Genomic DNA, 26,711 nt, shown 5'->3' with positions numbered 1-26,711 from the left:
ATCCTAAACGAACGGCTCCCGTCAATCGCCTGTGACCTGCACCCGGAACGGAGACGAAGGTCACAATCAGGACTCGCGGCGGGTCCACAGGCGCTCGCGAGCCCGGGGCGTACCCTAGTGGGCATGCGTGTTCTCCTCACCGGTGGTGCCGGCTACATCGGATCGCACACGGCGCTCGTGCTCCTCGAGCGCGGTGACGACGTGGTGATCCTCGACGACTTCTCCAACAGCAGCGTCGAATCGGTGCGCCGTGTCGAAGCGCTCACCGGTCGGTCGATCACGGTGCTCGACGCGGATCTCTCCGATCGCGATGCCGCCACTGCGGCACTCGCAGGTGTCGAATTCGACGCAGTCATCCACTTCGCCGGGCTGAAAGCGGTCGGCGAGTCGGTCGCCGAACCGGTCAGGTACTACCGCACCAACCTCGACTCGACGCTGGTGCTGCTCGATCTCATGCGTGAGCGCGGCGTGACGAAGCTCGTCTTCAGCTCATCGGCGACGGTGTACGGCGATCCGGAGCGGTCGCCCATCGACGAGGAGCATCCGGTCGGTGTCGGGGTCACGAACCCGTACGGCTGGTCGAAGTTCATGAACGAGCGCATCATCCGCGATGCGCAGGTCGCGCGGCCCGAGCTCGAGGGCGTGCTGCTGCGATACTTCAACCCGGTGGGCGCGCACCCGTCGGGCCGCATCGGCGAGGACCCGACGGGGATCCCGAACAATCTCATGCCGTTCATCGCGCAGGTCGCGGTCGGCAAGCGCGCGCGACTGAGCGTCTTCGGCGACGCGTACCCGACACCCGATGGCACCGGTGTACGCGACTACATCCACGTCATGGACCTCGCCGAGGGGCACGTCGCCGCCCTCGAGCGCCTGGTGCCGGGCGTCGTTGCCTACAACCTCGGATCGGGCGACGGCTCGAGCGTGCTCGACGTGATCCGCGCCTTCGAGGAGGCGTCCGGTCGCGAGGTGCCGTACGACATCGTGCCGCCGCGTGCGGGTGACGTGGCCACCGTGGTCGCCGATCCGTCTCGTGCGAACCGCGACCTGAAGTGGCGCACGAGCCGCAGTCTCGCCGAAGCCTGCAGGGACACCTGGGCCTGGCAGTCGGCGAACCCGAACGGATACGCCGGATGAGCGCAAGCGTGGACCTCGAACGGCCACTGCGCTATCCGGACGCCGAGTCCTCCCCGCTCATGACGAAGCGGGCCAGGTGGCTCGTCGTGCTCGGATTCCTCCTGCCGGGCAGCGCTCAGGTGGTGGCGGGCAACCGTCGCATGGGACGTTTCGGACTCATCGCGACGCTGTCGCTGCTGGTGCTGGCGCTCGTCGCGGTGATCGGATTCGGGGTCGCGCGCGTCGCGACGCTGTCGTTCTTCACGAACCCGATCGTGCTGCTCGTGGTCCAGTGGGTGATCGTGGCATACGCCGTCATGTGGCTCGTCTTCGGATTCAACACGCTGCAGCTCACGAAGCTCGTGCGCGTGTCGCCGAAGTGGCGGGTGCCCGTGGCGATGCTGTCGATCGTGCTGACGGTGCTCCCGGTCGCCGGCGCCGCATGGGCCGCGATGACGGTGGGCTCGGCGCGCGGGGCGCTGAGCGAGATCTTCGGCGGCGGCGCCGCCGCGGTCGAGCCGGTCGACGGGCGCTACAACATCCTGCTGCTCGGCACCGACGCCGGTGAGGACCGGGAGGGCATGCGCGCCGACAGCCTGTCGCTCATCAGCGTGGACGCCGAGACCGGGCAGTCCACCATCGTCGGGTTGCCGCGCGAGCTGCCGAACATGCCGTTCCCCGCCGACTCGCCGATGTATGCCGAGCACCCCAACGGCTTCGGGGTCGACACGGGCTGCAACGTCGGCCGCTGCTGGTTGAACGGCGTCTACGCCGAGGTGGAGTACTTCCAGCCCGAGCTGTACCCCGACGCCGTATCCCGGGGATCGACGCCCGGTATCGAGGCGACGAAGGACGCCGTGAGCGGCGCGACGGGTCTCGACGTGCAGTTCTACGTGCTCATCGACATGAAGGGCTTCGAACAGCTCATCGACGCCCTCGGCGGCGTCGACATCACGGTCGACGAGCGTCTGCCGGTCGGCGGCAACATCGACGAGTTCTCGGGCGAGCTCGTCAACGTGGACGAGTGGATCGAGCCGGGCGACCAGCACCTCGACGGATTCCACGCGCTCTGGTTCGCGCGCTCCCGCTACGGCTCGGCCCAGGGCGACTACGACCGGATGGAGCGCCAGCGGACCCTTCAGGGCGCGATCCTCGCCCAGATGAATCCGCAGAACGTGCTGCTGCGCTTCGAAGAGGTCGCGAAGGCCGGCGGCAACATCGTCGACACCGACATTCCGAACTCAATGCTCGGTCCGTTCGTTGATCTCGCGGGCAAGGCGCGCGAGTTCGATCCGGTGAGCGTTGAGCTCACGCCGCCGGAGGTCGACGCCGAGTACCCCGATTACGCGGTCGTGCAGCAACTCGTGCAGCAGGGCATCGCCGAAGCCTCGCCGCCCGACGAGGAGGAGACGGAGTAGCACCGTGTCCCGACGCGAGGGGCGCAGGGCTGGGAGCCGGGACGTCGGGCGCGCGGCGCTCGGGAGCCTGATCTGGCTCCTGGTCTGGGTCGGTGCCGTGCTCGCCGCGGCCGGGCTCTGGATCCGTGCCGCGTTCGGCGTGGTCTCGGTCGATCAGCTCCAGATGAACCTCATCGGAGCGGAGACGGGCGGCGCCGCGATCGTGTGGCGGGGCGTGATCTGGGTCGGGGTTGTTCCGACGCTCGTCGTCGGCGTGCTGATCGTGCTCGTGCACCTCTCGCGTCGTTCGCTCCGGGACGCCAGTCTCCTCGGCGCAGGAGCGCCACGGGTGTCACGGGTGATCGCCGGCGTGCTCGCCTGCGCGCTGCCGATCGCGGCATTGAGCGTGGGCGGCGCGCTCTTCGGGGGAGCGGTGCAGGTGCGCGACTACGCACGGTCCGTGGCGAGCGGTCTCGATCTCGGCGACTACGCGGTCGCCCCCGAGCTCGAGGGCGGTGAGCCGCGCAACCTGATCCTCGTGTACCTCGAATCCGTCGAGGACGCCATGGCCGACGACACCCGCTTCGAGGAGGACATGCTCGCACCCGTGTCGGCGGCGACGGCCGACTGGGAGCGGCTCGATGCGCTCACGCAGGCGCCCGGCGGCGGGTGGACGATGGCGGGTGTCGTGGCGACGCAGTGCGGGATCCCCCTGCGCTCCGCCACCGCGGCGACGGGATCGCAGATCCTGAACCAGGTGGGGGAGCAGCCGGGACGCTATCTGCCCGGCGCGACGTGCCTCGGCGACGTGCTCCAGGAGCAGGGGTACCGCAATGTTTTCCTGGGTGGCGCGGATGCGACGTTCGCCGCGAAAGAGCGGTTCCTGCGGGAGCACGGCTACGACGAGGTGCGCGACCTGCGCACCTGGCGCGACCAGGGGGAGCCCGAGTCGGCGATGCGCGATTGGGGGCTCGGCGATCGGCGGCTCCTCGAGCTCGCCGCCGATGAGGCGGCCGAGCTGCACCGCTCCGGCGATCCGTTCAACCTCACCGTGCTCACGCTCGACACGCACGAACCCGCCGTGGCGCCCGAGGGCTGCGATATGAATACGCGCGAGCCGATGACGGCGATCACGCGCTGCTCGATGACGGAGGTCGCCGGATTCGTCGAGGCGCTCGACGCCGAGGGGATCCTGGACGACACGGCGGTCGTGGTGATGGGCGACCATCTGAAGCAGGTCGCGAGCTGGGCGAGTTTCCACGACGAGCTCGGTCCGCTCGCGGACGCGGACGCGTCGCTCGCCCCGGGGCAGACCCCCGAGCGGACGATCTTCAACCGGGTCTGGAACCCCGAACCGCTGGCGTTCGCCCGCGAGCAGATCGACCAGCTGAGCCTGTATCCGACGCTGATCGAACTGGCCGGGCTCCGCCTGACGGATCACCGTGCGGGGCTCGGCGTCTCCGCGTTCGCGAGCGAGATCCCCGACGGATCGGCGCTCGCGCTCGACGCCGACGCGTACGACGCGCTGCTGCGCTCGCGCTCCGCGGATTTCTACCGAGATCTCTGGAGCGGGTGAGCGTCGCAGCGCGTCGGCGTCAGCCCCGTTCGAGGGCGCGCTGCAGCGTCGCGACGCCGGCGCGCACCGCGGTGCTGAGGGTCGGCTCCATGTCGGGCAGGAAGAACGGCGAGTGGTTCACCGGCGGGGCGGTGTTCTCGGCCGCGAAGCCGCCGAAGAACCAGAAGACGCAGGGGACGCCGATGCTGTCGGCGAGCCAGCCGAAGTCTTCAGATCCCATGGCGGGCGGCACCTCGACGATGCGGTCGTCGCCGAGCTCCGCGCGCAGCGCCGCGACGACCTGATCCGTCCGCTCGGGATCGTTGTACAGGCGGGGGAAGCGGTAGATCTCCTCGATCTGCGGCTGCGGGGCGGCAGACGCCTCGGCCTCGGCGTTGACGATGCGCGTGATCGCGGGGAGCACGCGGTTGCGGCTCTCCTCCGTGAGCGTGCGAATGTTCAAGGTGAACTCGGCGCGGTCGGGGATGATGTTCTCTTTGAGTCCCGCGTGGAACGTGCCGCACGTGACCACTGCGGGCTCCTGGGGCGACAGCTCGCGCGAGACGATCGTCTGCAGTCGCGTCACCATGTGCGCGCCGAGCACGATCGGGTCGATCGCGTTCTGCGGCTGGGACCCGTGCGACTGGGTGCCGAGGACCGTGACCCTCAGCGAGTCGGCCAGTGCCATCGCCGTGCCGCGGGAGACGGCGATGCTCCCGGACGGCACCGACGGGAAGACGTGCTGACCGAACACCACCTCGGGCTTCGGTGCCCGATCCCAGAGGCCGTCGGCGACCATGGCAGCTGCCCCGGCCGCGGTCTCCTCGCCCGGCTGGAAGAGCCACACGATCGTGCCCGACCAGCCGTCCGCTTGACGCGCCATGAGCGCGGCCGTGGCGAGCGCCGAAGAGACGTGGGTGTCGTGCCCGCACCCGTGCATCACGGGGACCGTCGTGCCGTCGGCGAGTCCGCCCGTGGCGGTCGACGCGTAGTCGGCTCCCGTGTCCTCCTGGATCGGCAGGCCGTCCGAGTCGGCGCGGAACCCGACCACCGGACCGTCGCCGTTCCGGTGGATCCCGACGACACCGGTGCCGCCGCAGCGGAAGTGCTCGATACCGATCTCGTCGAGCCGACGCTCGATGAACTCGGCCGTGCGATGCTCCTGCATGGAGAGCTCCGGGTTGCGGTGCAGGTGACGGTACGTCTCGTGGAGCTGGTCGCGCTCCTCGTCGGTGAGGGTGGTGCTGAGCATGATGTCCTTTCCGGTCGTTCCTAGTTGAGCGTGGAGCCCGATGTCTGCTTCCGGTCGCGCACGATCCAGGAGATCACGATCGTGGTGATCACGACGATGGCGGTGGCATAGGGCGCGATCGCCGGTGCGAGCGGGATGAGCCCGAACTGCACGAGGAGGGCGAGCGCGATCGCCACGATCGTGGGCCGCAGCTGCTTCATCGACACGATGCACTGCACGAGCACCGCCCCCATGAGCGAGGGGAGGATGTACAAGCGCGCGACTTCGATGAGATCCTCGGGAATGAGCGTGATGAGCCACGTGCCGAGCACGCCGACGAAGATGAGCAGGCTCAGCAGGTGCACCGTCGCCGCACCGCAGATCGCCATCACCGCTGCGATGTTGCCGCGACTCGTCCCCGGTTTCGCATCGATGCTCGACTGCGCGACGATGGCGGCGGGAAGCAGCTTGTTCGAGATGTTGCCGATCATGAACGCCTGGTACATGGCGGCGGGTCCGAGCACCGGGAAATAGGTCACGGGTTCGACGATCCAGAAGACGCCGAACGTCGCCGCGACCGCGACGAACGCGATCCAGATCGTCGACCACGAGAGATCCAGGCCGCCGAAGAACAGCAGGTAGAAGGGGCCGCCGAGGGAGAGGACGAGCCCGGCGATCATGGTGAGGGATCCGTACCGGGTCGTCTGCGCGTCGAAGCGCGCCATCGCTGACTCGGCGGTGAGGGCGGAATTCGTTGAGGTCGTCATGGGAACGCTGTGCTCCTTCAGGATCCGGTGTGGATCAGGTAGCCGACGGTGAGGGAGAGGATGATCGCGATGCCGAGGGCCCACTCCTTCAGCCACTTGGCATGCAGGAGTTTCGCGAGGAAGAGGCAGATGCCCATCACCGCGGCGGAGGTGAGGACGAGGATCAGGTGCACCGATGACTTCGGCATCTCGGCGATCGACAGCATCGAGAACGCACCGAGCAGGGCGGCGGTCGGGATCAGCGCCATCGCGGCGGGGTTCCGCTTGCTGAGCGTCGAGCTGCCGCGCTTCAAGATCGGCGTGAGGATCAACGTGCAGAGCATCCACATACCGCCGGAGAGGCTCATCGCCATGAAGGCGACGGCGAACACCTGCTGCGTGTAGTCGCCTCCGCCGAGCTCAGCGCCCATGGTGGCCGAAGCGATGCCGGCGGAGGCCGTCTCCGTCGCCGCGGAGCCGATGAGACCGATGCGCACGAGCACCGCGGGTGTGCCGAAGAGCGCCAGCAGCGCGATTGCGACCAGGACGACCGCGAGGGACGGGCCGATCGATGCGACGGCACCGGCGCGGAACGACTCCTTCACCTCTTTCTGCGGCATCTCGATACCGGGTGCGGCGGCGCGCGCGGCCCGAAGATACAGGAAGGTCTGCACGAAGATGACGGCGAACACGCCGATCGCGAAGACCCAGAGGATGGGCATATTGGCGAGGGACCAGATGTCGGTCGATGTGGGATCACCGACGGCAGGACGGGGTACGGGCGGCATGCTGTGCTCCTTTGACCATGCAAGCGCGAGATAAAGACTCTCTTTCACCTTCCGGGCGTTCACCGGCGTGCGCAAGCGCCTGCGGGATTCGGTCACGAAACTGGCGAAATCCCCCAATTCGGGCAGATCCACCGCATCCGCTTGGCCGTCGGCGCAAAGGCCGAGATGATTCTGACGGCAGTTCAGCGACGAAAGGCAGGCACATGAGCGGGATCCAGGATCTCTCGGCGACGCAGATGACGGGAGCGATTCGCCGGCGCGAACTCTCCGCCCGCGAGGCGCTCGAGAGCCACATCGCTGCGATCGAGCGGCACAATCCCGCGATCAACGCCGTGATCACGACCGACTTCGATCGCGCGGAGGCGCTCGCCGCCGAGGCCGACGAGCAGACGGCGCGCGGTGCGGCGCACGGTCTGCTCCACGGTCTGCCGATGACGCACAAGGACACCTTCAACACGGCGGGCCTGCGCTCGACGCAGGGATCCCTGGCGCTCGAGCACCACGTTCCCGAGGCCGACGACCTGCAGATCGCGCGACTCACCGCGGCGGGAGCGATTCGCACCGGCAAGACCAATGTTCCCGAGTTCGGGGCGGGCTCCCACACCTTCAACGACCTCTTCGGGACGACGGTGAACCCCTACGACACCCGGGTCTCGGCGGGGGGTTCGTCCGGCGGAGTGGCGGCCGTGATCGCCTCACGGATCCAACCGTTCGGCGACGGCTCGGACATGGGCGGGTCGCTCCGGATTCCTGCCGCGTTCTGCAACGTCTGGGGCTTCCGACCGTCGTACGGGGTGATCCCGATGGAATCGCCGGTGAACGCGTTCAGCTGGCTCGGTCGCTCGGGCCCCATGGCGCGCACCGTCGAGGATCTGTCGCTCTTCATGCGCGCCTCGGCCGGTCCCACTCGTGTCCCGAACCCCAGCCCGCTGCGTGCGCGTGATTTCGCGACGCCGGTCCCCGATCTGCGCGGCGTGCGCATCGGGTACAGCTTCGACTTCGGCATCGGACTGCCGGTCGAGCCCGAGATCATCGAGGTGCTCCGCGCCCAGTTGTCGGTCTTGGAGCAGGCCGGCGCGATCCTCGAGGAGGCGACCATCGACTTCACGGACGCCGACGAGGTCTTCCAGACGACGCGCGCCTTCGATTTCGCCACCGGTATCGGCCCGCTGCTCGAGCGCTTCGGCGACCGGATCAAGCCCGAAGTCATCTGGAACGTCGAACTCGGTCTGAACCTGACTGCGGCCGCGATCATCTCCGCGCACGCCGCACGCACCCGACTCGAGCGCGCGTCGCAGCAGTTCTTCGATCGGTACGACGCCTTTCTGAGCCCGGCTACGCAGGTGCTGCCCTTCGACGCGAGCTGGCGGTGGCCGCACGAGATCGCCGGCACGCAGGCGGAGACCTACCTCGACTGGATGCGATCCGCGTGCCTGCTCTCGGCGACGAGCCTCCCGGTGATCGCCATGCCCGGCGGATTCACCGAGGCCGGCCTGCCGGTCGGGTGGCAGCTCGCCGCGAATCACCACCGCGACGTCGATCTGCTGAACTGGGCCGCAGCCTACGAGCAGGCCACAGGCTTCGCTGCGCGCCCCCCGGCCATCCTCGCCTGACGCCTGACGCCTGACGCCGGGTGCGTCGCCCGGCACGCGCGGGTCACGTGCCCGCTCGTCGTGCGTGCCGGTACAGTACCCCCATGGCGCTGAAGACGGGTCGGACGGAACTGAGCGACCTGCACCTGCGCATCATCGCGGCTTTGCAGGTGGACGGCCGGGCGCCCTGGAGCCGGATCGCCGATGCGCTCGGTGAGCCGGAGCGCACGGTGGCACGCTACGGCGTCGAGCTGCTCGAAGAGGGCGTGGTCACGGTTGCGGCGATCCGCAGCCTCGCCAATCGCGTCATCGTCTCGTGCGAATGCACGCCGGGGTCGGCACGGCTCACCGCGCAGGCCATGACCCAGCAGGAGGGGACGATCTACAGTTACCTCACGACGGGCACGTCCGATGTCGTGACGGAGGTCGGGTACTCGGGCGACCTCGTCGACCTGCTCACGCTGCAGGTGCCCGCGACGCCGGGGATCACGCGATTCTCGGCGTTTCCGGTGCTGCGCTACTTCAAGACCGTGCGCGGGTGGCGCGTCGGGGCGCTGAGCCCCGCCGAGGAGCGGGCGCTCACCCCGAGAGCCGGATCGGATGATCTCGGGGCGTCGACCCTTGCCGCTCAGGGGCAGCACGACGACGAGATCATCGCCTGCCTCGAGGAGGACGGCAGGGCGAACATGGAGTCGATCGCGCGGCGCACGCAGGTGAGCGCGACCTCCGCCTCGCGACGCGTCGAGTGGCTCGTGGGATCGGGCCAGATCTCGATCCGCGCCCTCGTGGAGCCGGCCGCGATCGGATTGCCGGTGGAAGCGATGCTGTGGGTCGAGTCTCCACCCGATCGTGTCGAGGTGCTCGGCGCCTGGCTTCGCGAACGCACCGAGGTCAGGTATCTCGCCGCGATCGCCGGCGATGCGCAGCTGCTCGTCGACGTGACCGTGAGCACGCATGCGCAGCTGTACGCATTTTTGGCGCACGAGATGTGGAAGGGTGCCTCGCGGGTACGGACCGATCTCGTCGTCGAGGCGCGGAAGCGAGGTGGACGCGCACTAGCCGTGAACAGGGATTCGCGTTAAACTTGAGTCATTCACACTCAAGTTTCGACATTCGTGTCGATCAGGTCTGCTGAGCGGAAGGAGACCCACATGCAGGCGAATTGGCAGCCCGCCCAGGGCGAAGGCGAACAGAGCGCGCTCGAGCAGTTCGGCGTCAACCTCACCGAGGTCGCGCGTTCGGGCAAGCTCGACCCCGTCATCGGGCGCGACTCCGAGATTCGTCGAGTGAGCCAGGTGCTCACCCGACGCACCAAGAACAACCCCGTGCTCATCGGCGAACCCGGTGTCGGCAAGACGGCCGTGGTGGAGGGCCTCGCCCAGCGCATCGTCGCGGGTGACGTCGCCGAGTCCCTGAAAGACAAGGAACTCATCTCGCTCGACATCTCCGCCCTCATCGCCGGTGCGAAGTACCGCGGCGAATTCGAAGAGCGCATGAAAGCGGTGCTGCACGAGATCAAGGAGTCGGACGGCAAGTTCATCACCTTCATCGACGAGCTGCACACGCTCATGGGTGCCGGAGGCGGAGAGAGCTCGGTGGCGGCATCGCAGATGCTGAAGCCGATGCTCGCCCGCGGCGAGCTGCGCCTCATCGGTGCCACCACCCTCGACGAGTACCGCGAGTACATCGAGAAGGACGCGGCGCTCGAGCGCCGGTTCCAGCAGGTGTACGTCGGCGAACCCAGCGTGACCGACACCGTTGCGATCCTCCGTGGACTCAAGGAACGGTACGAGGCGCATCACAAGGTCACGATCGCCGACTCCGCGCTCGTCGCGGCCGCCGCGCTCTCGAACCGGTACATCACGGCCAGGCAGTTGCCCGACAAGGCCATCGATCTGATCGACGAGGCCGCGTCCCGCCTGCGGATGGAGATCGACTCCGCACCGCTCGAGATCGACGAGCTGCGCCGGTCCGTAGACCGGTTGAAGCTCGAAGAGCTCGCGCTGAAGAAGGAGAAGGACGCCGCGTCGAAGGATCGACTGGCCAAGCTCCGTGAGACGCTCGCCGAGCAATCCTCGGAACTCGACGTGCTCGAAGCGCGCTGGGAGCGCGAGCGCGCCGACCTCAACAAGGTCGGTGCCCTGCGCGAACAGCTCGACCAGTTGAACATGCAGGCCCAGGTCGCGCAGCGCGAGGGCAACCTCGAACGCGCTTCGAAGCTGCTGTACGGCGAGATCCCCGTGATCCAGAAGCAGCTCACCGAAGCCGAACAGGCCGAAGCCGCCGACGAGGTCGGCGGCGAACCGCGCATGGTCAACGAGCAGGTCACGGACGAGGACATCGCCGGAGTCGTCGCCGCGTGGACGGGCATTCCCGTCGGCCGTCTGCTGCAGGGCGAGACCGAGAAACTGCTGCACCTCGAGCGCGAGCTCGGTAAGCGCCTGATCGGACAGAGCGACGCCGTGACCGCGGTCGCCGATGCGGTGCGCCGCACACGTGCAGGCATCTCCGACCCGAACCGGCCGACCGGCTCGTTCCTCTTCCTCGGCCCGACCGGCGTCGGCAAGACCGAGCTCGCGAAGGCGCTCGCCGACTTCCTCTTCGACGACGAGCGGGCCATGGTCCGCATCGACATGTCGGAATACAGCGAGAAGCACTCGGTCGCGCGACTGGTCGGCGCTCCCCCCGGGTACGTCGGGTACGAGCAGGGCGGTCAGCTGACGGAGGCTGTGCGGCGCAGGCCGTACTCGGTCGTGCTGCTCGACGAGGTCGAGAAAGCCGACCCCGAGGTCTTCGACGTGCTGCTGCAGGTGCTCGACGACGGCCGGTTGACCGACGGACAGGGGCGCACCGTCGACTTCCGCAACGTGATCCTGATCCTGACCTCGAACCTGGGCAGTCAGTACCTCATCGATCCCGACATGCCCTGGTCCGAGAAGGAGCACTCGGTGCGCGAGACGGTGCGCCGTGCCTTCAAGCCCGAGTTCATCAACCGTCTCGACGAAATGGTCATCTTCTCGCCGCTCAGCGAGAACGATCTCGCCGCGATCGTCGACATCTCGATCGATCGACTGCAGCAGCGCCTCGCCGATCGCCGCCTCACCATCGGGGTCACCCCCGCGGCGCGCAGCTGGCTGGCCTCGCGCGGGCACGACCCGGTGTACGGCGCGCGGCCCCTGCGTCGCCTCATGCAGCGCGAGATCGAGGATCGCCTGGCGCGCGCCCTGCTCGGCGGCGACGTCCACGACGGCGACACGGTGCGCGTCGACGTTGCCGGCGACAGTGACGCGCTGACGCTCGCGAGCGAGGGGCCGACCCCGGCCCCGGGTGGCGCCTCCGGCCCGGCCGACGGCGACGTCATCGAGGCCGAGCTCCTCGACGACTGAGTCGCGCCGTGGAACGGGCGGACGGACGGCGTGCCCGTCCGCCCGTTATGCATGCGGGTCCCCGTCTCGGGCGTCCGTCCCGAGCTTCGGTGTTGAGTTCGTCGCGCCGTCGCTCGTGATGACGCAGTCGAGCGCGAAGTGCGTGGCCAGAGTGGATCGGATCTCCCGGTACAGCGTCACGGTATTCACGTCCTCTCCACCACTCATCCGGCGCGACCACTCGTCCAGCGTCAGGCGGAATGCGGTGCCGATCACGGTGATCACTGCCCGCGCCTGAGGTTCTGACAGCGATCCCTGTGCATCGGAGTGCAGCTCGGCCACGATGCGTTCCAGGACATCGGCGTCACGGGCGAGGGCGAGGGCGAGCAGCGATTGATGGGTGAGGACGAGCTCGCGGACGTGGAGGAATCGCTCCCGTTCGACGAGGGTCTGGCTGTCGAAATCGTGGAGGAGCTCCAGGTACGTCTGCTCGATCGCGTGCACTTTGGCACCCGGTGGTCCTGAGAGCCGATCGTGCGCGATGACCGCGGACAGGAGCCGGTCGGGCCCATCATCGGCGACGAATATCGCGTGCTCCTTCGTCGCGGCGTACCGGAAGAACGTTCTCGGAGACACTCCGGCCACTGCGGCGATCTGATCCGACGTGGTCTCATCCACGCCCTGTCTCGTGAAGAGATCGATCGCGGCTTCCCTGATCAGACGACGAGTCTCGTGGCGCCGTCGCTCACGAAGCCCTGGCTCGTCTGCGAGCGGTCGCTCGCCATCGGATTCGCTCATTCGTTCATTGTGGCATCGAATGTCAACTGGCAGTTTCTGCCATAATTGGAATCCGCAGTCCGATCCCGCGTCGACCCCTTCTCGCGCCCGTAGAAAGCCTCCTGTGACCCTGGAACACACGCCCGATACCGCCGCTCCGCCAGCACCCACCACCACACCCCCACGACCGGGCCCGGTCATCGCGTTGCTCGTCGCCTCGGCATTCGTCGTGGTGCTGAACGAGACCATCATGGGTGTCGCGCTTCCGCGCCTGATGGAAGACCTCGACATCACGGCTGCCACCGCCCAGTGGCTCACGACAGGGTTCCTGTTGACGATGGCGATCGTCATTCCGCTCACGGGATTCCTCCTGGCTCGATACCCGCTCCGCGGACTCTTCTTCAGCGCGATGTCGCTCTTCGCAGCAGGCACCCTGATCGCCGCCGTCTCGCCGGGCTTCGAACTCCTCCTCGTCGGACGGATCGTGCAGGCATCGGGCACCGCGGTCATGCTGCCCCTGCTGTTCACCACCGTCCTCAACGTGGTGCCCGCATCGCATCGCGGCCGCATGATGGGCGTGATCTCCATCGTGATCGCCGTCGCACCCGCGATCGGTCCCACGGTTTCGGGGATCATCCTCTCGGCACTCGACTGGCGGTGGATGTTCTGGCTCGTGCTGCCGATCGCGCTCGCCGCGATCGCTCTCGGCGCCGTGTGGGTGCGCAACATCACCGAGACGAGGCATGCACGATTCGACATCCTCTCGGTCGGGCTCTCAGCACTCGGGTTCGGCGGACTGATCTTCGGGCTGAGCTCCATCGGCGAGTCCGCCTCGGGGCATGCGCCCGTCCCGGTATGGATCCCGCTCGTCGCCGGATCACTCGCACTGGCACTGTTCGTGCTCCGCCAGCTCCATCTGCAGCGGTCTGACGCCGCGCTGCTCGATCTGCGCACGTTCGCGTCGCGATCCTTCAGTCTCGCCGTGGTCCTCGTCGTCGTGGTGATGTCCGCGCTCTTCGGCTCGTTGATCCTGCTCCCGCTCTACCTGCAGCAGGTGCTCTCACTCGATACGTTGACGGTCGGTCTGATGCTGCTTCCCGGCGGAGCACTGATGGGGCTGATCGCCCCACTCGTCGGCGCGCTCTTCGATCGGTTCGGCCCGACACCGCTCGTGATCCCCGGCATGATCGTCGCCGCGGGGGCGCTCTGGGGCATGACCACGTTCGGCGTGGACACCGGTGTCGCCTGGATCATCGTCGTCCACATGACGCTGAACCTCGGTCTGGGCTTCGTCTTCACCCCGCTGCTCACCTCCGCGCTCGGGTCACTGCCACGTGCCCTGTACTCGCACGGCAGCGCGACGATGAGCACGATCCAGCAGGTCGCCGGCGCCGCGGGTACGGCGCTGTTCATCACGCTGATGTCTCTCGGGACCGCGAGTGCGTCCGCCGCAGGCGCAGATCCGACCGTCGCGACCGCAGCCGGTGTGCACACCGCATTCCTCGTCGGGGCGTGCATTGCGTCCGCAGCCGTGGTGCTCGCGTTCTTCGTGCGGAAACCCGCCAGTCAGGAGAGCGCTGCGGAACTCGCCACCGAGCACTGACGTTCGTGAGGGTCTCTGCGTCGCAGGGGTGCGGGCGACAGAAATTTGCTAGCCTCGTCCAGGGCGGTTGCCGGGGTCCCGCCCGGCGAGTGAGGGAGGCGCGATGCGGTCAGGTCGTGCGCGCTCGATCCTGACGCTGCTGCTGGCCTTCGCGCTCTTCACGCCGACATTCTGGATCATCGATGCGATGCAGGAGGCATCGGCGTCCGCCGCTTCGGGCTCCGTCAAGTCCACGCTGCGCTTCGACGAGTCGCGGAGTGAGCAGGAGACGCTCGTCGAGCCGACCCTGCGCTTCGACGAGTCGCGCAGCGAGCAGCAGATCGTGCTCGACGACGGCAGCGATGACGCCGGTGTCGCCGGATCCGATGCCGACGACGCCGGTGAGCCGATCAGCGCGTCTCCGGTCGTCAAGCACCTCTCGTCCCTCGCGAGTCCACCGGGTGCGCGTGCGATGGTGGAGTTGCGCCTGCCGCCGCTGATGTCCGTCGACCGGGTGCGACTCTCGCGACTGCTGCTCCCCGAGCAGCCGCTCATGCGCGTGGCGACGCCACCGCCGTTACTGCCGGCCTGAGCGCCGGATCCGGCTCCGCCCCGTGAGTACCCGACCCCGATGCGGGCGGGTGCGGTGTCGAGCGTGTCCGCAGCGCGCTCACGACGACCCCGCACCAGCCGACAGGCACGCTCTCACCGGAACGGAACTCCTCATGCACACACCCCAACGACCCTCGCTTCCGCCCACCACGCAGTCGCCCACGACGATGAGTTCCTCGCGTCGGCGTCGACTGCTCGTGACGCTCGCCGTCGCCCTGGTGCTCGTGCTCGCGATCATCGCCGTCTTCGCCGCGTTCATCTTCCGTCACGTGGATGAGAACATCACCCGATCGGAGTTCGACCTTCCCGGCATCGACACCGCCGAAGACCCCGGCGAGATGAACGTGCTCATCATGGGGCTCGACAGTCGACTCGATCAGAACGGCGAGGCTCTGCCCGACGATGTGTACCAAGCGCTCCACGCCGGCGGAGCGGACGACGGCGGATACAACGCCAACACGCTGATCCTGCTGCATCTGCCCGAGGACCGCTCGCAGGCGGTCGGTATCTCGATCCCGCGGGACGACTACGTCGAGCTCGCGGGGGCGCCGCTCGGCGTCACCCACGGCAAGGTCAAAGAGGCCTACGGGCTCGCACTCGAGCAGCGGCTGGAAGAGCTGCGCGCGACGGGTGAGATCCCCGACGCCGATGAAGCGTACCAGGAGGCGCGTGCCGCCGGACGCCAGGCGCAGATCGAGACGGTGTCCCAGCTGCTCGGCGACGTGCGCATCGACCACTTCGTCGAGGTCACGATGGGCGGGTTCTTCCACATCGCCGACGCCGTGCAACCGATCGAGGTGTGCCTCAACCAGGCCACCGAAGACCTCTACTCGGGCGCCGACTTCGCCGCAGGCGTGCAGCAGCTCGATGCCGAGCAGGCGATGAGCTTCGTGCGGCAGCGACGCGACACCGGCGAGAGCGGGGTGTTCCTGACGGACCTCGATCGATCGCGCCGGCAGCAGGCGTTCCTCGTCGGGCTCGCCAACCGTCTGCGCGACACCGAGACTCTGACGCAACCGAAGACTGTGACCTCGCTCGTCGATGCCACGCAATCCTCCGTCGCGCTCGACGCCGAGTTCGAACTGCTCAGCTTTCTGAAGGTGGCGAAAGAGGTCTCCGACCACGGGCTCGAGTTCGTGACGCTGCCTATCGAGGAATTCGGCGTCGTCGACGGCAGCGACGTGAACCTCGTCGACGTGGACGAAATCCAGCGCATCGTCGCGGGTCTGCTCGCTCCGGCGGAGCCGGTGGACGAGACGGATGAGGCGGATGAGAGGGGCGAGGCGAACGCGTCGGGCGAGCCGGACGCGGATACCGCCGAGGGCGCCGGAGGCGGTGCCCCCACCGCTTCCGACACTCCCGATCCCGGCGCGCACGCGGAGTCGGATGGAGAGGCATTGGACGACGGTTCGGGCCCCGACGTCGAAGTGTACGAGTCCTGGGATCAGCCGATCGCCGCGGGCGCGATCCCCTGCGTGAATTGAGCGCCGAGCGCTCCGGTGCTCGATGGCCCCGCCTCCCGCGGATCTCGCGGGGAGCAGTGCTAGCGTCGAACCCGCACGGCTCTCACGCTCTGCGTCACCGCACCGCTCATCTCTGAATGGAGTTCTCCATGTCGCTCGATGTTCTTCGCACCCCCATCGGATCCTCGGATCTCGAGATCGCCGCCCTCATGCTCGGCGGCAACGTGTTCGGTTGGACCGCCGACCGCGACACCTCCTTCGACGTGCTCGATGCGTTCGTCGGAGGCGGGGGTGACGCCATCGACACGGCGGACGGGTACTCGCACTGGGCACCGGGCAACAGCGGTGGCGAGTCCGAGACCGTGATCGGGGAGTGGTTCGCCGCCCGTGGCTCACGCGATCGCGTCACCCTCGCCACCAAGGTCTCCACGCACCCCGAGTTCGCGGGGCTCGCCGCCGACAACATCCGAGCCGCAGCGGAGGCGTCGCTGCGCCGCCTGCAGACCGACCGGATCGACCTCTACTACGCGCACTTCGACGACCCCCAGGCACCCCTCGATGAGACGGTCGCCGCGTTCTCGCAGCTCGTGGACGAGGGGAAGATCCGGGCCATCGGCGTCTCGAACTACAGCGCCGAGCGCATCGCCGAGTGGTTCAGGATCGCCCGGGAGGGCGGCTACCACCTCCCGGTCGCACTGCAGCCCCACTACAACCTCGTCGAGCGCGACTACGAGTCGAACGGACTGCGCGACGAGGCCGTGCGCGAACACCTCGCGGTCTTCCCGTACTTCTCGCTGGCGAAGGGGTTCCTCGCCGGCAAGTACCGCGACGATTCCGACGCCACGGCCGAGGGGGCGAGCCCCCGAGCCGGGGAGGCCGCCGGGTATCTGACCACGCAGGGGCGCACGCTCCTGTCGACCCTCGACCGGATCGCCGCCGAGTACGACGCCCCCGTGGCGACGATCTCCCTCGCGTGGCTGCGCCAGCAGCAGACCGTCGCCGCCCCGATCGCGAGCGCGCGCACCCCGGAGCAACTGCAAGCGCTGCTCCGCTCGCTCACCGTGACGCTCAGCGACTCGGACCTGCTGCAGCTCTCCGTCGCCACGCAGTAGTCGACGCGGGCGCGGGGCGGTCGTTTCGTCGCACCGGCGCCCGCCGGCGCCCGCGTCAGTCCGGTGCGTGTGTCGGGCCGGCGCCCGCGTCAGCTGGGAGAATGGTCGGGTGACTGATCGCGATCCCAGCCTTCCCGGCGTCGGCCCGTGGCCCGGAGGGCGCGACGCCTGGCCCGAGGAACCGTTCTACGACCCCGAGCTCCTCGAACACGGGGACACCCGCAATGTGGTCGACCGATACCGGTACTGGACGATGGACGCGATCGTCGCCGACCTCGACGAGCAGCGCCATGCGTTCCACGTCGCCATCGAGAACTGGCAGCACGACATGAACATCGGATCGATCGTGCGCAGCGCCAACGCCTTCGCCGCCGACACCGTGCACATCGTCGGGCGGCGTCGCTGGAACAAGCGCGGCGCCATGGTGACGGACCGGTACCAGCACGTGCAGTACCACGCCGATGTGGCGGAGCTCGGGGAGTGGGCGCGCGCCGAGGGGATCCCGATCATCGCCATCGATAACGTTCCCGGGTGCGTGCCGCTCGAGACGTTCACCTGGCCGGAACGCTGCATCATGCTCTTCGGCCAAGAGGGACCAGGGCTCTCCGCCGATGCGCTCGCCGCCGCCGAAGCGGTCGTCGAGATCACCCAGTACGGGTCGACGCGCTCGATCAATGCATCGGCCGCCGCAGCGGTCTCCATGTACTCGTGGGTCATGCAGCACTCCGCGATGCGCCCGAGCTAGGTCGCCCGCGGGCGACGTTCGCGGGGAGGTCGGCCGGCGCCCGAACCGATGGCGTGTTCGGTGCGGGATTCTGTGCGTTATCCCGGCGAATAGAACACGAAATCCCGCGTCGAAGGGGCGGGCGGTGCGATCACCGATCGGGCCGGACCCCCGCCCCGCCTCGACGTCGTTCAGAGGAGGCTTCCGCACGGAATGGCGCCCGATTCCTGCGAAATCGCGCCTCCCGCGTGGTCGATGCGGCGGGGTCGCCGACGGCTCCATTCAGTGCGGGGTTCTGTGCGTTATCCCGGCGAATAGAACACAGAATCCCGCACTGAAGCCGCGAGGTGGCGGAGGTGGCGGAGGTGGCGGGGCGGCGGGGCGCGGTGGGGGCGGCGCGGCGCGGAGGCTTGTCGGCGCGCGTGACGTATTGCAAGAATTCCGTAATTGTTGATAGTTTACGGGTATGAGCGAGGAAGAGCACCGCGGGACGAGTGTCGAAGCGCGCCTCGCTGCACTCGAGGCGGCAGTGTTCGCGGACCGCGACGCCGGAGCGGACCGCGCCGAGAGGCACGACTCGGTCGACGACCGCCTGTGGATCCTGGAGGGCCTGAAGTCCAGGCACCCGGAGCACTCCGTCGTGGCGTACGCCGGTCATGTGGTGCCCGAGGATGATCGCGCACCTGGCCCGGTCGAATGGCAGTACGGGCTCGACTCCGGCACGATCCTGTCGCCGCCGTGGGAGGACACCGCGACCGCGGACGCGCTGGCCGCGCTCGCGAGTCCGCTCCGACTCCGGTTCGTGCAGGAGATGCTGCGGGGCACCGACACCCCGGCGGCGCTCGCCGAGCTCGACGGGGTCGGCACCGTCGGCCAGGTCTACCACCATCTGCAGCAGCTGCAGGCCGCGGGGTGGGTGCGTCAGGTGGCCCGCGGTCGCTACGGCGTGCCCCCGGAGCGGGTCGTGCCCCTGCTCACCATCGTGCTCGCATCGGGAGGGATCGCATGAAACTCAGCAGACTGACCGTCACCGCCGTCGCAGCGGCGCTGGCCACCGTGCTCGTCGGATGGGTCGCCATGCCGTCCGTGCCGCAGCTTTCCGACGAGCGCAGCGGTGATGCCGAGATCGCCGATCGCCTCATGGATCTCGCCGGTGACGGCGCCCACCACGAACTGACGGCGGCCGTCGTCACCCCGGAGGGGACGCGCTTCGCCGGCCTCGGCGCCGACGCGAACACCGAGGTGGAGATCGGCTCGATCACGAAGACCATGACCTCGCTGCTGCTCGCGCAGGCGGAAGCGGACGGGGCCGTCCGGGTCGATGATCCGGCGAGCGAGTTCGTGGACCTCGGCGCGCAGACGTTCACCCTCGAGGATCTCGCCTCGCACCGGTCGGGTCTGCCCCGTCTCGAGCCCGGCGTCCGCTCGTTCCTCGCGAGCTACTGGGCGCAGTTGCGGGCGGGGGATCCGTACACGAACGATGTGGACGAGGTGGTGGCCGCGGCGCGCAACGCCGACGTCGGCGATGTCGGCACGGTCGCCTACTCGAACCTCGGGGTGAGCGCGCTCGGGCAGGCGGTCGCCGCCGCGCGCGGCGAGTCGTATCGCGACCTGGTGGAGCGCGACGTGTTCGCCGCACTCGGCATGGCGCACACGTATCTGCCGGAGACGCCGGACGGGCTCGCCCCGGATGCGCCGCACGGGTACACGGCTTCCGGTCGGCAGGCGGCGCCGTGGACCCTGCATGCCGAGGCGCCGGCGGGAGGCGTGCGGTCCACGGCGGCGGACATCGCGGTGTACGCCGAGGCGCTGCTGACCGATAACACGGCGCTCGGGGTCTCCGCGTCGACGGTGCTCGACCCGCGGTTCGACGCCGGGGACGGCGAGTCGATCGGGCTCGCCTGGTTCACCTCCGAGTTCGATGGTCGCGAGGTGACGTGGCACAACGGGGGCACCGGCGGGTACAGTTCGATGCTCGCCATCGACCGGGAGGCGGGCACTGCCGTCTTTCTGGCGGGAGACACCGCGGCGTCGGTCGACGAGATCGCGCTCGCGCTGCTGGCCGAGACGACGGCGGGAGCGATGCGATGAACGTGTTCGACTGGATCATCCCCGCCGTCGCCGCGGCACTGCTGCTGCCGTACCTCTTCGCACTGCGGCCCCGGGCGCGCGCCGCGGAGCGGGAGCGGCAGCGCACGGATCGACTCGGGCTGCTGACCTCCGGGTTCGCCATCGTGACGATCGTGGTGGTGGCGCGTCAGATCGGCATGTGGACGACTCCGCTGCTGCCCGCCTGGTTCGCGCTGGTGGTCATCGCTGCGGCCGCGATCGCCGGCCTGGTGCTGCGATCGCGAGGGTTGGCGTGGATCCGGCCCGGCGCGCGTCCCGGACTCCGGATCGCCGGATTCGCGCTCGCCGTCGTGGCAGGTGGGGCGGTGATCGGGGTGCTCACGGTGCCGGGTGCGGCGTGACGCCGGTGCCGACCCAGGGATGACCCCGCCGCCGCTCCGGCGCTATGCGGAGAGGACGGCGACGCCGAGTCCGAGGGCGGCGGCGATGCGCTCGGGGGAGAGCGCCGCGTCGATCGCGAGCTGCGCGGCGCCGAGGATCGCGGCGTCGCTCGCCGCGCGTGAGGGCGCGATTGTGAGGTGCTCGGTCGACAGCGGAATCGAGCGCGCATAGACGACCTCGCGCACGCCGGCGACGAGGTGCTCGGCGGCCTGCGCCATGGTGCCCCCGATCACGATCACGGCGGGATTCATGAGGCTGACGCACGCGGTGAGCACCTCGCCGAGGTCGCGTCCCGCCTGGCGCACCGCCTGCACCGCCGTCACGTTGCCGCTCTTCACCAGAGCGATCACGTCGCTCGGCGTCTCGGCGGCAATGCCGTCGCGGGTGAGCGAGTGAGCGACGGCCTTGCCCGAGGCGATGGCCTCGATGCAGCCGCGGTTGCCGCACGGGCACGGGACGTCGCTGGCGCGGGCGAGCGCGATGTGGCCGATGTCGCCGGCGGCGCCCTGCGCGCCGCGACGCAGGGACCCGCCCGAGATGACGCCTGCGCCGATACCGGTCGCGACCTTGATGAAGATGAGGTCGTCCTCGTCCGCCCAGGCGACGGTGCGCTCGCCGAGCGCCATGATGTTCACGTCGTTGTCCACGAGCACGGGTGCGTCGAAGGTCTGGTGAATCGCGGCGGGGATGTCGAAGCGGTCCCACCCCGGCATGATCGGCGGGTTGATCGGGCGCCCGGTCGAGAACTCCACGGGCCCTGGCACCCCGATCCCGATGCCGGCGACGTCGGTCGGTACGTGCCCGGCGTCGTCGAGCAGCCGGAGCGCCGTGTCGGTGAGCCACGCGAGCGCGGCCTCCGGTCCATCGGCGATCGATCGCGGTTCGGCGTGCGCGGCGAGCATGGTGCCACCCAGATCGGTGACTGCGGCACGCGCGTGCGAGGCGCCGAAGTCCGCGGCGACGACGACGCGCGCGGTCGGGTTGAAGGCGAACTGCGATGAGGGGCGTCCGCCCGTCGACACCGCGTCGCCGACGGGGGCGATGAGGCCGAGTTCGAGCAGCTGATCGATGCGCTGCGCGACCGTAGGGCGCGACAACCCCGTCATCGTCACCAGCTCGGCGCGGGTGCGCGGCAGCCCGTCTCGGAGCAGCTGGAACAGTCCGCCGGCGTGCGGTGCCCCCAGGCTCTGCCCTGCGTGCGTCAACATTCCTTCAGTAAACCACATGATCGGAACTTGATAACGAAAAGATCTACTTATGAAGAATGCTTGACAAAAGACATGCATGTGTCGTCACAATGAGTGCATGGTCACATCGACACTGACGTCGTCGCCGCTTCGCGCCGGCATGCTGGGAGGCGGGTTCATGGCCCGCACCCACTCACAGGCCGCCCGACTCGCGGGCGCCGAACTCAGCGCGATCGCCGCATCCTCGTCCGAGTCGACCGAACGCATTCGCGGCGAACTCGGCTTCGGGCGCGGCCTGCAGGCGGACGATCTCGCCGGAGCGGGATTCGATGTCGTGCACGTGTGCACGCCGAACGAAACGCATGCGACGTTCACCCGGTCTGCGCTGGCAGCCGGTTCGCACGTCATCTGCGAGAAGCCGTTGGCCACGAGCGCCGCCGAGGCGCGCGAACTGGCGGACGCGGCGCGCGCGGCGGGTCTCATCGGGACGGTCCCGTTCGTCTACCGGTACCATCCGCTGGTGCGCGAGGCCCGCGCTCGCATTCGCGCCGGCGAGGCCGGGACGATCCTCACCGTGGACGGGAGCTACCTGCAGGACTGGCTGCTCGATGCCGATGACGTCAACTGGCGCGTCGACGCCGGGAGCGGCGGTCCGTCGCGCGCGTTCGCGGACATCGGATCGCACCTCGTCGATCTCATCGAGTTCGTGACGGGGGATCGCATCACTCGACTCGCCGCGACGACGCGCACGGTGCATCCGGAGCGGGGCAGCACTCCCGTGACGACCGAGGACACCGTCGCCGTCGCCGTGGAGTTCGCGGGCGGCGCGATCGGGTCGCTGCTCGTGTCGCAGGTGGCTCCGGGCCGGAAGAACGCGCTGGTCATCGAGGTGTCGGGGGATCGCGAGAGCGTCCGCTTCGCGCAGGAGCGTCCGGAGCAGTTGTGGGTGGGGCGTCGTCAGGGAAGTACGCTGATCGACCGCGAAGCGGACGCGCTGTCGCCCGACGCCGCGCGTCTGTGCCGGGTGCCGGCCGGGCACCCGCAGGGGTACCAGGATGCGTTCAACGCCTTCGTCGCCGACAGCTACGCACTGATGCGCGGCGACGGTTCCGAGGGCGGTGCTCCCGACGGTGTCCCGACATTCGCCGACGGGGTGCGGGCCGCCGTCGTGACGGAGGCCGTGCTCGCCGCGGCCGAGGCCGGGACCTGGGTGGAGGTGCCGCAGTCATGAGCGCCGCAGACGTCACCGCCACCTGGCACGGAACCGGCAGCGCGACCGCGGGAGCCCCGATCCTCACCGCCACCGGCATTCGCAAGCAGTTCTACGGTGTCGAGGTGCTGCACGGGCTCTCCATCGAGCTGCACCCGGGGCGTGTGCACGGGCTCGTCGGCGAGAACGGGGCGGGCAAGTCGACGCTCATGAAGATCATCGCGGGCGAGTACCGTCGCGATGGCGGGGAGCTGCGGCTCGACGGCCAGCTCGTCGACTTCGGGCATCCGGTCGAGGCCGCGGCCTCCGGCGTCGCCACCGTCTTCCAGGAGTTCAACCTGCTCCCGGACCGCACCGTCGCCCAGAACGTCTACCTGGGCCGCGAGCCGCGCAAGCGCGGACTCGTCGACGCCGCACGCATGCGGCGCGACACCGCGGAGCTCTTCCTGCAGCTCGGCATCTCGGGCATCGACCCCGGCCGACGCGTCGGGGGGCTGACGGTCGCCGAGCAGCAGCTCGTCGAGATCGTGAAGGCGCTCTCCGTCGATGCGAGGGTCATCTCCATGGATGAGCCGACGGCGGCGCTCGCGGAGCACGAGGTCGGCATTCTGTACGGCGTCATCGAGCGGTTGCAGGCGCGGGGTGTCGCGATCCTCTACGTGTCGCACCGGTTGAAGGAGATCTTCGATCTCTGCGACGACATCACGGTCATGAAGGACGGCGACCTCGTCTCGACCGGTCCCGCGTCGCGTCTCGATCACCTGGGGCTCGTCCGCGAGATGGTCGGACGCCCGATCAGCACGTTCTTCCCCGATCCGGAACCCGGAACCGAGATCGGTGCCCCGCGCCTCGAGATCCGGGGCGGAGGCAACGAGCAGCTCGACGGCATCGACCTGCTCGTCGGCGCCGGCGAGATCGTCGGCATCGCGGGCCTGCAGGGATCCGGACGCACGGAACTCGTCGAGGCGGTGTTCGGTTCGGCACCGTTCACCCGCGGCGAGGTGCGCATCGACGAACGTCGGCTCGCGATCCGCGGCCCGCGGCAGGCCGTGAAAGAAGGGATCGCGCTCATCACGGAGGACCGGAAGGGCACCGGGCTGGCGCTCGGTCAGTCGATCCTCGACAACGCTCTCCTCGCGATCCGCAGCGCCTTTCCCGGTCGTACCCGCGCCGCGAGAGCCCGGATGGACGGGGTGCTGTCGTCGCTCGAGGTGGTGAGCCGCAGCAACCGGCAGGAGGTGCGCGCGCTCTCCGGCGGCAATCAGCAGAAGGTGGTGCTCGCGAAGTGGCTCGCGACCGAGCCGCGGATCGTGCTGCTCGACGAGCCGACCCGTGGCATCGACGTGGGCGCGAAGGTCGCCGTCTACCAGCTGGTGCGGCAGCTCGCGCGCAGCGGCGTCGCCATCGTGCTCGTCTCGAGCGAACTCCCGGAGGTGCTCGGCATGTCCGACCGCATCGTCGTGCTCCGAGACGGCACCGTCGCCGGCGAACTTCCGCCCACCGCGTCCGAGGCCGACGTCGTCGCGCTCGGCACCGGAGCCGAGGAGGCATCCGCATGACCGCCCGCACCGCGACTCCGCGGCGACTCGACACCGTCGCGATCGTCTATCTCGCCCTCGTCGTCGTGCTCATCGTCAGCGCGATCCTCGTCGCCACCGTCGGCCGGAACCTGCTGAGCCCCGGCAGCATCCGCGACATCCTCACCGGCATGAGCGTGCTCGGGCTCGTCGCGATCGGGCAGACGCTCGTGATCCTCGGGGCGTCGCTCGACCTGTCGGTGCCGTACGTCGTCAGTCTCTCGAGTCTGGTGGCGGCGACGACGATGAACGGGTCGCCCGCCATGATCGTGCCCGCGGTCCTGCTGACCCTCGGGGTCTGCGCGCTGATCGGGCTCGCGAACGGCTTGATCGTCACGGTGCTCCGCGTGCACGGGTTCGTCGCGACGCTGGGCGTCGGGCTGATCTTGAAGGGGTACCTCGACACCACCTATCAGGGGACCGCGGGCACCGTGCCGCGCGAGTTCCAGCTCTTCGGCGCCACCGGCATCGGCCCGGTCCCGATCTCGACGATCACGATGCTCGTGCTCGCCGCCCTCGTGGCGCTGCTGTTGAGCCGCACCCGCTTCGGGCACCACCTGTTCGCCGTCGGCGGCAACAGCGAGGTCGCGCGGCTCTCGGGCGTCCGCACCCGGCTGCCGCTCATCGGCGCCCACATCGGCAGCTCGGTCTTCGCCGGGATCGCCGGACTGCTCCTCGCGAGCCGTCTCGGCGTCGGCAGTCCGACCGTCGGCCCGCAGGGCGGCTACGACCTGCTCTCGATCGCGGCGGTCGTGCTCGGCGGCACGTTGCTCATGGGCGGACGCGGATCGATCTGGGGCACCATCGGCGGTGTCGCGATCTTCGCGGTCCTCGACAACGTGATGAGCGTGCTGCAGGTGAACCCGTTCCTGAAGGACGTGGTGCGCGGCCTCGTCATCATCGTCGCCGTCGCGGTCTACGCGCGGCGCCGCATCATCACGAAGCACATCCGTTTTCCGGGCGGGCGGGGGTCCCCGACGGGATCCGGGGCCGCGCCGAGCGGACCGCAGACCGTATCGATCACGAGCGAGGGGGGATCCCGATGACCCGCACCGCCGCACCCGCGGGCGAGCACCGCGTCGCCGCATTCGCCCGCGCGGCGATCAGTCCGCGGTGGGCCGTCGTGCTGCTGCTCGTGGCACTGCTCATCGCGATCACGGCGCTCAACCCGAGCTTCGCCGATCCGAGTCAGTTCGTCCGTTTCATCCAGCGCGTCGCCCCGATCGCGATCGTCGCGATCGGCCAGTTCTTCGTCATCGTGAGCGGCGAGTTCGACCTCTCGATGGGCTCGCTCGTCACGGCGCAGGTCGTGATGGCGGGCACCCTCATCGGGCAGGACGACGCCAAGGTGATCCCGACCCTCATCATCATGGTGGTCGCCGGCGTGATCGTCGGTCTCGTGAACGGGCTCGTCACGACCCTGCTGAAAGTGCCGTCGTTCATCGTGACGCTCGGCACCATGCTCGCCATCTACGGCGGGGTCCTCTGGTGGACGGGCGGCGCCGCGACGGGCAACCCGGCCGAGTCGGTGCGGCAGATCGGCCGGAGCGGCATCACGGACCTGCCGATCGTGGGCACGCTGCCGTGGGCCGTGCTGATCCTCGCCGCCGTCACGGTGTTCGCGGTCTGGATCTCGTACCGTCCGTTCGGCCGCACCCTCATCGCGATCGGCGACAACGCCGCAGCGACGGCGTACGCCGGGGCACCCGTCTGGCGCACGAAGACGTTGGCGTTCGTCATCTCGTCGCTGTCGGCGACGGTCACCGGCATCCTGCTCGTCGGCTACGCCGGCGTGCACCCCTCGGTCGGGCAGGGCTACGAGTTCATCGCCATCACGGCGGTCGTGCTCGGCGGCGTCATGCTCGGCGGCGGCCGCGGCACCGTGCTCGGAGCACTCGCGGGCGCCTTCGCGCTCGAGTCGCTCTTCATGCTGCTGAACTTCACATCGGTGCCCTCGACGATGCGCGACGCGATCCAGGGCGCCATCATCATCATCGCCGTCGCCTATTCCGGCGTGGTCTTCGCGGCCAAGCGCCGCCGGCCGACGCTGCCCGAGCAGTCGGCGCCCAGCGCGCCGGACGAGGCGCTCGCAGACCCGGCGGGAGCTATCCCGTCGCCCCACCCCGATGCCGGCAGCGGTGCCGTGCGGGGATGACACGAAGGAGA

General features: G+C 69.1%; 23 protein-coding genes. 18 read left to right on the top strand and 5 right to left on the bottom strand.

Going from position 1 to position 26,711, the window contains the following annotated elements; genetic code table 11:
- Positions 1 to 123 precede the first annotated feature (123 nt).
- From galE to J4H85_RS00715, 3 genes are read left to right on the top strand one after another with little or no spacing between them, the layout of a single operon-like run.
- Entirely contained in the window at positions 124 to 1,137 is a 1,014-nt protein-coding gene (galE, locus tag J4H85_RS00725) for a UDP-glucose 4-epimerase GalE (RefSeq protein WP_208235940.1), read from the top strand.
- The gene (locus tag J4H85_RS00720) at positions 1,134 to 2,534 is read left to right on the top strand and encodes an LCP family protein (protein ID WP_208235938.1); all 1,401 of its coding nucleotides are present in this window, start codon (positions 1,134 to 1,136) and stop codon (positions 2,532 to 2,534) included. The genes galE and J4H85_RS00720 overlap by 4 nt, the downstream gene beginning before the upstream one ends.
- Positions 2,535 to 2,538: 4 nt before the next feature.
- Positions 2,539 to 4,089 (top strand): sulfatase-like hydrolase/transferase, encoded by a 1,551-nt coding sequence (locus J4H85_RS00715; RefSeq protein WP_208235936.1) that lies wholly within the window; start codon positions 2,539 to 2,541, stop codon positions 4,087 to 4,089.
- A 19-nt stretch (positions 4,090 to 4,108) separates the two neighbouring features.
- Here the strand turns inward: J4H85_RS00715 and J4H85_RS00710 are convergent, their stop codons facing one another.
- The 3 genes from J4H85_RS00710 to J4H85_RS00700 are packed head-to-tail and all read right to left on the bottom strand — an operon-like array spanning position 4,109 to position 6,833.
- Positions 4,109 to 5,320, bottom strand: coding sequence for an amidohydrolase (locus tag J4H85_RS00710; RefSeq protein WP_208235934.1), 1,212 nt, complete (start codon positions 5,318 to 5,320; stop codon positions 4,109 to 4,111).
- Between the two features lie 20 nt (positions 5,321 to 5,340).
- The gene (locus J4H85_RS00705) at positions 5,341 to 6,066 is read right to left on the bottom strand and encodes a hypothetical protein (RefSeq protein WP_208235932.1); all 726 of its coding nucleotides are present in this window, start codon (positions 6,064 to 6,066) and stop codon (positions 5,341 to 5,343) included.
- A 17-nt stretch (positions 6,067 to 6,083) separates the two neighbouring features.
- Entirely contained in the window at positions 6,084 to 6,833 is a 750-nt protein-coding gene (locus J4H85_RS00700) for a DUF5058 family protein (RefSeq protein WP_208235930.1), read from the bottom strand.
- Positions 6,834 to 7,036: 203 nt separating this feature from the next.
- Here J4H85_RS00700 and J4H85_RS00695 point away from each other — a divergent pair, with 203 nt between their 5' ends.
- The 3 genes from J4H85_RS00695 to J4H85_RS00685 all read left to right on the top strand — a co-directional run bounded on the left by J4H85_RS00695 (position 7,037) and on the right by J4H85_RS00685 (position 11,811).
- Positions 7,037 to 8,446 (top strand): amidase, encoded by a 1,410-nt coding sequence (locus J4H85_RS00695; protein WP_208235928.1) that lies wholly within the window; start codon positions 7,037 to 7,039, stop codon positions 8,444 to 8,446.
- Positions 8,447 to 8,529: 83 nt separating this feature from the next.
- Entirely contained in the window at positions 8,530 to 9,507 is a 978-nt protein-coding gene (locus tag J4H85_RS00690) for an Lrp/AsnC family transcriptional regulator (RefSeq protein WP_208235925.1), read from the top strand.
- Between the two features lie 69 nt (positions 9,508 to 9,576).
- A complete protein-coding gene (locus tag J4H85_RS00685; RefSeq protein WP_208235923.1) occupies positions 9,577 to 11,811 on the top strand; it encodes an ATP-dependent Clp protease ATP-binding subunit in 2,235 nt (744 codons plus the stop codon).
- Positions 11,812 to 11,856: 45 nt separating this feature from the next.
- Here the strand turns inward: J4H85_RS00685 and J4H85_RS00680 are convergent, their stop codons facing one another.
- Positions 11,857 to 12,588: a TetR/AcrR family transcriptional regulator gene (locus J4H85_RS00680; RefSeq protein WP_208235921.1), complete on the bottom strand. Its 732-nt coding sequence runs from the start codon at positions 12,586 to 12,588 to the stop codon at positions 11,857 to 11,859.
- 19 nt (positions 12,589 to 12,607) lie between these two features.
- Between J4H85_RS00680 and J4H85_RS00675 the strand changes: the two genes are divergently transcribed.
- From J4H85_RS00675 to J4H85_RS00640, 8 genes are all read left to right on the top strand, one after another.
- Positions 12,608 to 14,170, top strand: a complete 1,563-nt coding sequence (locus tag J4H85_RS00675; RefSeq protein ID WP_208235919.1) for an MDR family MFS transporter — start codon at positions 12,608 to 12,610, stop codon at positions 14,168 to 14,170.
- Between the two features lie 103 nt (positions 14,171 to 14,273).
- Positions 14,274 to 14,741 carry a hypothetical protein gene (locus J4H85_RS00670; protein WP_208235917.1) on the top strand — a complete coding sequence of 156 codons (468 nt, stop codon included), beginning with the start codon at positions 14,274 to 14,276 and terminating at the stop codon, positions 14,739 to 14,741.
- 133 nt (positions 14,742 to 14,874) lie between these two features.
- Positions 14,875 to 16,245 carry an LCP family protein gene (locus tag J4H85_RS00665; RefSeq protein WP_208235915.1) on the top strand — a complete coding sequence of 457 codons (1,371 nt, stop codon included), beginning with the start codon at positions 14,875 to 14,877 and terminating at the stop codon, positions 16,243 to 16,245.
- A 128-nt stretch (positions 16,246 to 16,373) separates the two neighbouring features.
- A complete protein-coding gene (locus tag J4H85_RS00660) occupies positions 16,374 to 17,336 on the top strand; it encodes an aldo/keto reductase (RefSeq protein WP_208235914.1) in 963 nt (320 codons plus the stop codon).
- A 109-nt stretch (positions 17,337 to 17,445) separates the two neighbouring features.
- Positions 17,446 to 18,081, top strand: coding sequence for a TrmH family RNA methyltransferase (locus J4H85_RS00655; protein ID WP_208235912.1), 636 nt, complete (start codon positions 17,446 to 17,448; stop codon positions 18,079 to 18,081).
- A gap of 445 nt (positions 18,082 to 18,526) precedes the next feature.
- Positions 18,527 to 19,069 carry a winged helix-turn-helix domain-containing protein gene (locus J4H85_RS00650; RefSeq protein WP_208235911.1) on the top strand — a complete coding sequence of 181 codons (543 nt, stop codon included), beginning with the start codon at positions 18,527 to 18,529 and terminating at the stop codon, positions 19,067 to 19,069.
- Positions 19,066 to 20,151: a serine hydrolase domain-containing protein gene (locus tag J4H85_RS00645; RefSeq protein ID WP_208235910.1), complete on the top strand. Its 1,086-nt coding sequence runs from the start codon at positions 19,066 to 19,068 to the stop codon at positions 20,149 to 20,151. Before J4H85_RS00650 ends, J4H85_RS00645 begins: the two co-directional genes overlap by 4 nt.
- Positions 20,148 to 20,531 (top strand): hypothetical protein, encoded by a 384-nt coding sequence (locus J4H85_RS00640; RefSeq protein WP_208235909.1) that lies wholly within the window; start codon positions 20,148 to 20,150, stop codon positions 20,529 to 20,531. Before J4H85_RS00645 ends, J4H85_RS00640 begins: the two co-directional genes overlap by 4 nt.
- 42 nt (positions 20,532 to 20,573) lie before the next feature.
- On the opposite strand, the gene J4H85_RS00635 is transcribed toward J4H85_RS00640, so the two are convergent.
- Entirely contained in the window at positions 20,574 to 21,779 is a 1,206-nt protein-coding gene (locus tag J4H85_RS00635; RefSeq protein ID WP_208235908.1) for an ROK family transcriptional regulator, read from the bottom strand.
- 97 nt (positions 21,780 to 21,876) lie between these two features.
- On the opposite strand from J4H85_RS00635, the gene J4H85_RS00630 reads away from it, so the two are divergent.
- The 4 genes from J4H85_RS00630 to J4H85_RS00615 are packed head-to-tail and all read left to right on the top strand — an operon-like array spanning position 21,877 to position 26,700.
- Positions 21,877 to 22,989: a Gfo/Idh/MocA family protein gene (locus J4H85_RS00630; RefSeq protein WP_243893291.1), complete on the top strand. Its 1,113-nt coding sequence runs from the start codon at positions 21,877 to 21,879 to the stop codon at positions 22,987 to 22,989.
- Positions 22,986 to 24,527 (top strand): sugar ABC transporter ATP-binding protein, encoded by a 1,542-nt coding sequence (locus tag J4H85_RS00625; RefSeq protein WP_208235907.1) that lies wholly within the window; start codon positions 22,986 to 22,988, stop codon positions 24,525 to 24,527. The genes J4H85_RS00630 and J4H85_RS00625 overlap by 4 nt, the downstream gene beginning before the upstream one ends.
- Positions 24,524 to 25,591, top strand: coding sequence for an ABC transporter permease (locus J4H85_RS00620; RefSeq protein WP_208235906.1), 1,068 nt, complete (start codon positions 24,524 to 24,526; stop codon positions 25,589 to 25,591). Before J4H85_RS00625 ends, J4H85_RS00620 begins: the two co-directional genes overlap by 4 nt.
- Positions 25,588 to 26,700 carry an ABC transporter permease gene (locus J4H85_RS00615; protein ID WP_208235905.1) on the top strand — a complete coding sequence of 371 codons (1,113 nt, stop codon included), beginning with the start codon at positions 25,588 to 25,590 and terminating at the stop codon, positions 26,698 to 26,700. The genes J4H85_RS00620 and J4H85_RS00615 overlap by 4 nt, the downstream gene beginning before the upstream one ends.
- Positions 26,701 to 26,711: the final 11 nt, after the last annotated feature.

Source organism: Leucobacter tardus (genome assembly GCF_017583045.1).
Taxonomy (GTDB): Bacteria; Actinomycetota; Actinomycetes; order Actinomycetales; family Microbacteriaceae; genus Leucobacter; species Leucobacter tardus.
The sequence above is the reverse complement of the archived record's forward strand: the minus strand, read 5'-3'. Positions and strand labels throughout refer to the sequence as shown.

What these genes read in the sequence shown, in the direction of transcription:
- galE (WP_208235940.1), top strand. Translation starts at nt 124, where the DNA reads ATGCGTGTTCTCCTCACCGGTGGTGCCGGCTACATCGGATCGCACACG.
- J4H85_RS00720 (WP_208235938.1), top strand. Translation starts at nt 1,134, where the DNA reads ATGAGCGCAAGCGTGGACCTCGAACGGCCACTGCGCTATCCGGACGCC.
- J4H85_RS00710 (WP_208235934.1), bottom strand. Translation starts at nt 5,320, where the DNA reads ATGCTCAGCACCACCCTCACCGACGAGGAGCGCGACCAGCTCCACGAG.
- J4H85_RS00705 (WP_208235932.1), bottom strand. Translation starts at nt 6,066, where the DNA reads ATGACGACCTCAACGAATTCCGCCCTCACCGCCGAGTCAGCGATGGCG.
- J4H85_RS00700 (WP_208235930.1), bottom strand. Translation starts at nt 6,833, where the DNA reads ATGCCGCCCGTACCCCGTCCTGCCGTCGGTGATCCCACATCGACCGAC.
- J4H85_RS00695 (WP_208235928.1), top strand. Translation starts at nt 7,037, where the DNA reads ATGAGCGGGATCCAGGATCTCTCGGCGACGCAGATGACGGGAGCGATT.
- J4H85_RS00690 (WP_208235925.1), top strand. Translation starts at nt 8,530, where the DNA reads ATGGCGCTGAAGACGGGTCGGACGGAACTGAGCGACCTGCACCTGCGC.
- J4H85_RS00685 (WP_208235923.1), top strand. Translation starts at nt 9,577, where the DNA reads ATGCAGGCGAATTGGCAGCCCGCCCAGGGCGAAGGCGAACAGAGCGCG.
- J4H85_RS00680 (WP_208235921.1), bottom strand. Translation starts at nt 12,588, where the DNA reads ATGAGCGAATCCGATGGCGAGCGACCGCTCGCAGACGAGCCAGGGCTT.
- J4H85_RS00675 (WP_208235919.1), top strand. Translation starts at nt 12,608, where the DNA reads ATGTCAACTGGCAGTTTCTGCCATAATTGGAATCCGCAGTCCGATCCC.
- J4H85_RS00670 (WP_208235917.1), top strand. Translation starts at nt 14,274, where the DNA reads ATGCGGTCAGGTCGTGCGCGCTCGATCCTGACGCTGCTGCTGGCCTTC.
- J4H85_RS00665 (WP_208235915.1), top strand. Translation starts at nt 14,875, where the DNA reads ATGCACACACCCCAACGACCCTCGCTTCCGCCCACCACGCAGTCGCCC.
- J4H85_RS00660 (WP_208235914.1), top strand. Translation starts at nt 16,374, where the DNA reads ATGTCGCTCGATGTTCTTCGCACCCCCATCGGATCCTCGGATCTCGAG.
- J4H85_RS00650 (WP_208235911.1), top strand. Translation starts at nt 18,527, where the DNA reads ATGAGCGAGGAAGAGCACCGCGGGACGAGTGTCGAAGCGCGCCTCGCT.
- J4H85_RS00645 (WP_208235910.1), top strand. Translation starts at nt 19,066, where the DNA reads ATGAAACTCAGCAGACTGACCGTCACCGCCGTCGCAGCGGCGCTGGCC.
- J4H85_RS00640 (WP_208235909.1), top strand. Translation starts at nt 20,148, where the DNA reads ATGAACGTGTTCGACTGGATCATCCCCGCCGTCGCCGCGGCACTGCTG.
- J4H85_RS00635 (WP_208235908.1), bottom strand. Translation starts at nt 21,779, where the DNA reads ATGTTGACGCACGCAGGGCAGAGCCTGGGGGCACCGCACGCCGGCGGA.
- J4H85_RS00630 (WP_243893291.1), top strand. Translation starts at nt 21,877, where the DNA reads ATGGTCACATCGACACTGACGTCGTCGCCGCTTCGCGCCGGCATGCTG.
- J4H85_RS00625 (WP_208235907.1), top strand. Translation starts at nt 22,986, where the DNA reads ATGAGCGCCGCAGACGTCACCGCCACCTGGCACGGAACCGGCAGCGCG.
- J4H85_RS00620 (WP_208235906.1), top strand. Translation starts at nt 24,524, where the DNA reads ATGACCGCCCGCACCGCGACTCCGCGGCGACTCGACACCGTCGCGATC.
- J4H85_RS00615 (WP_208235905.1), top strand. Translation starts at nt 25,588, where the DNA reads ATGACCCGCACCGCCGCACCCGCGGGCGAGCACCGCGTCGCCGCATTC.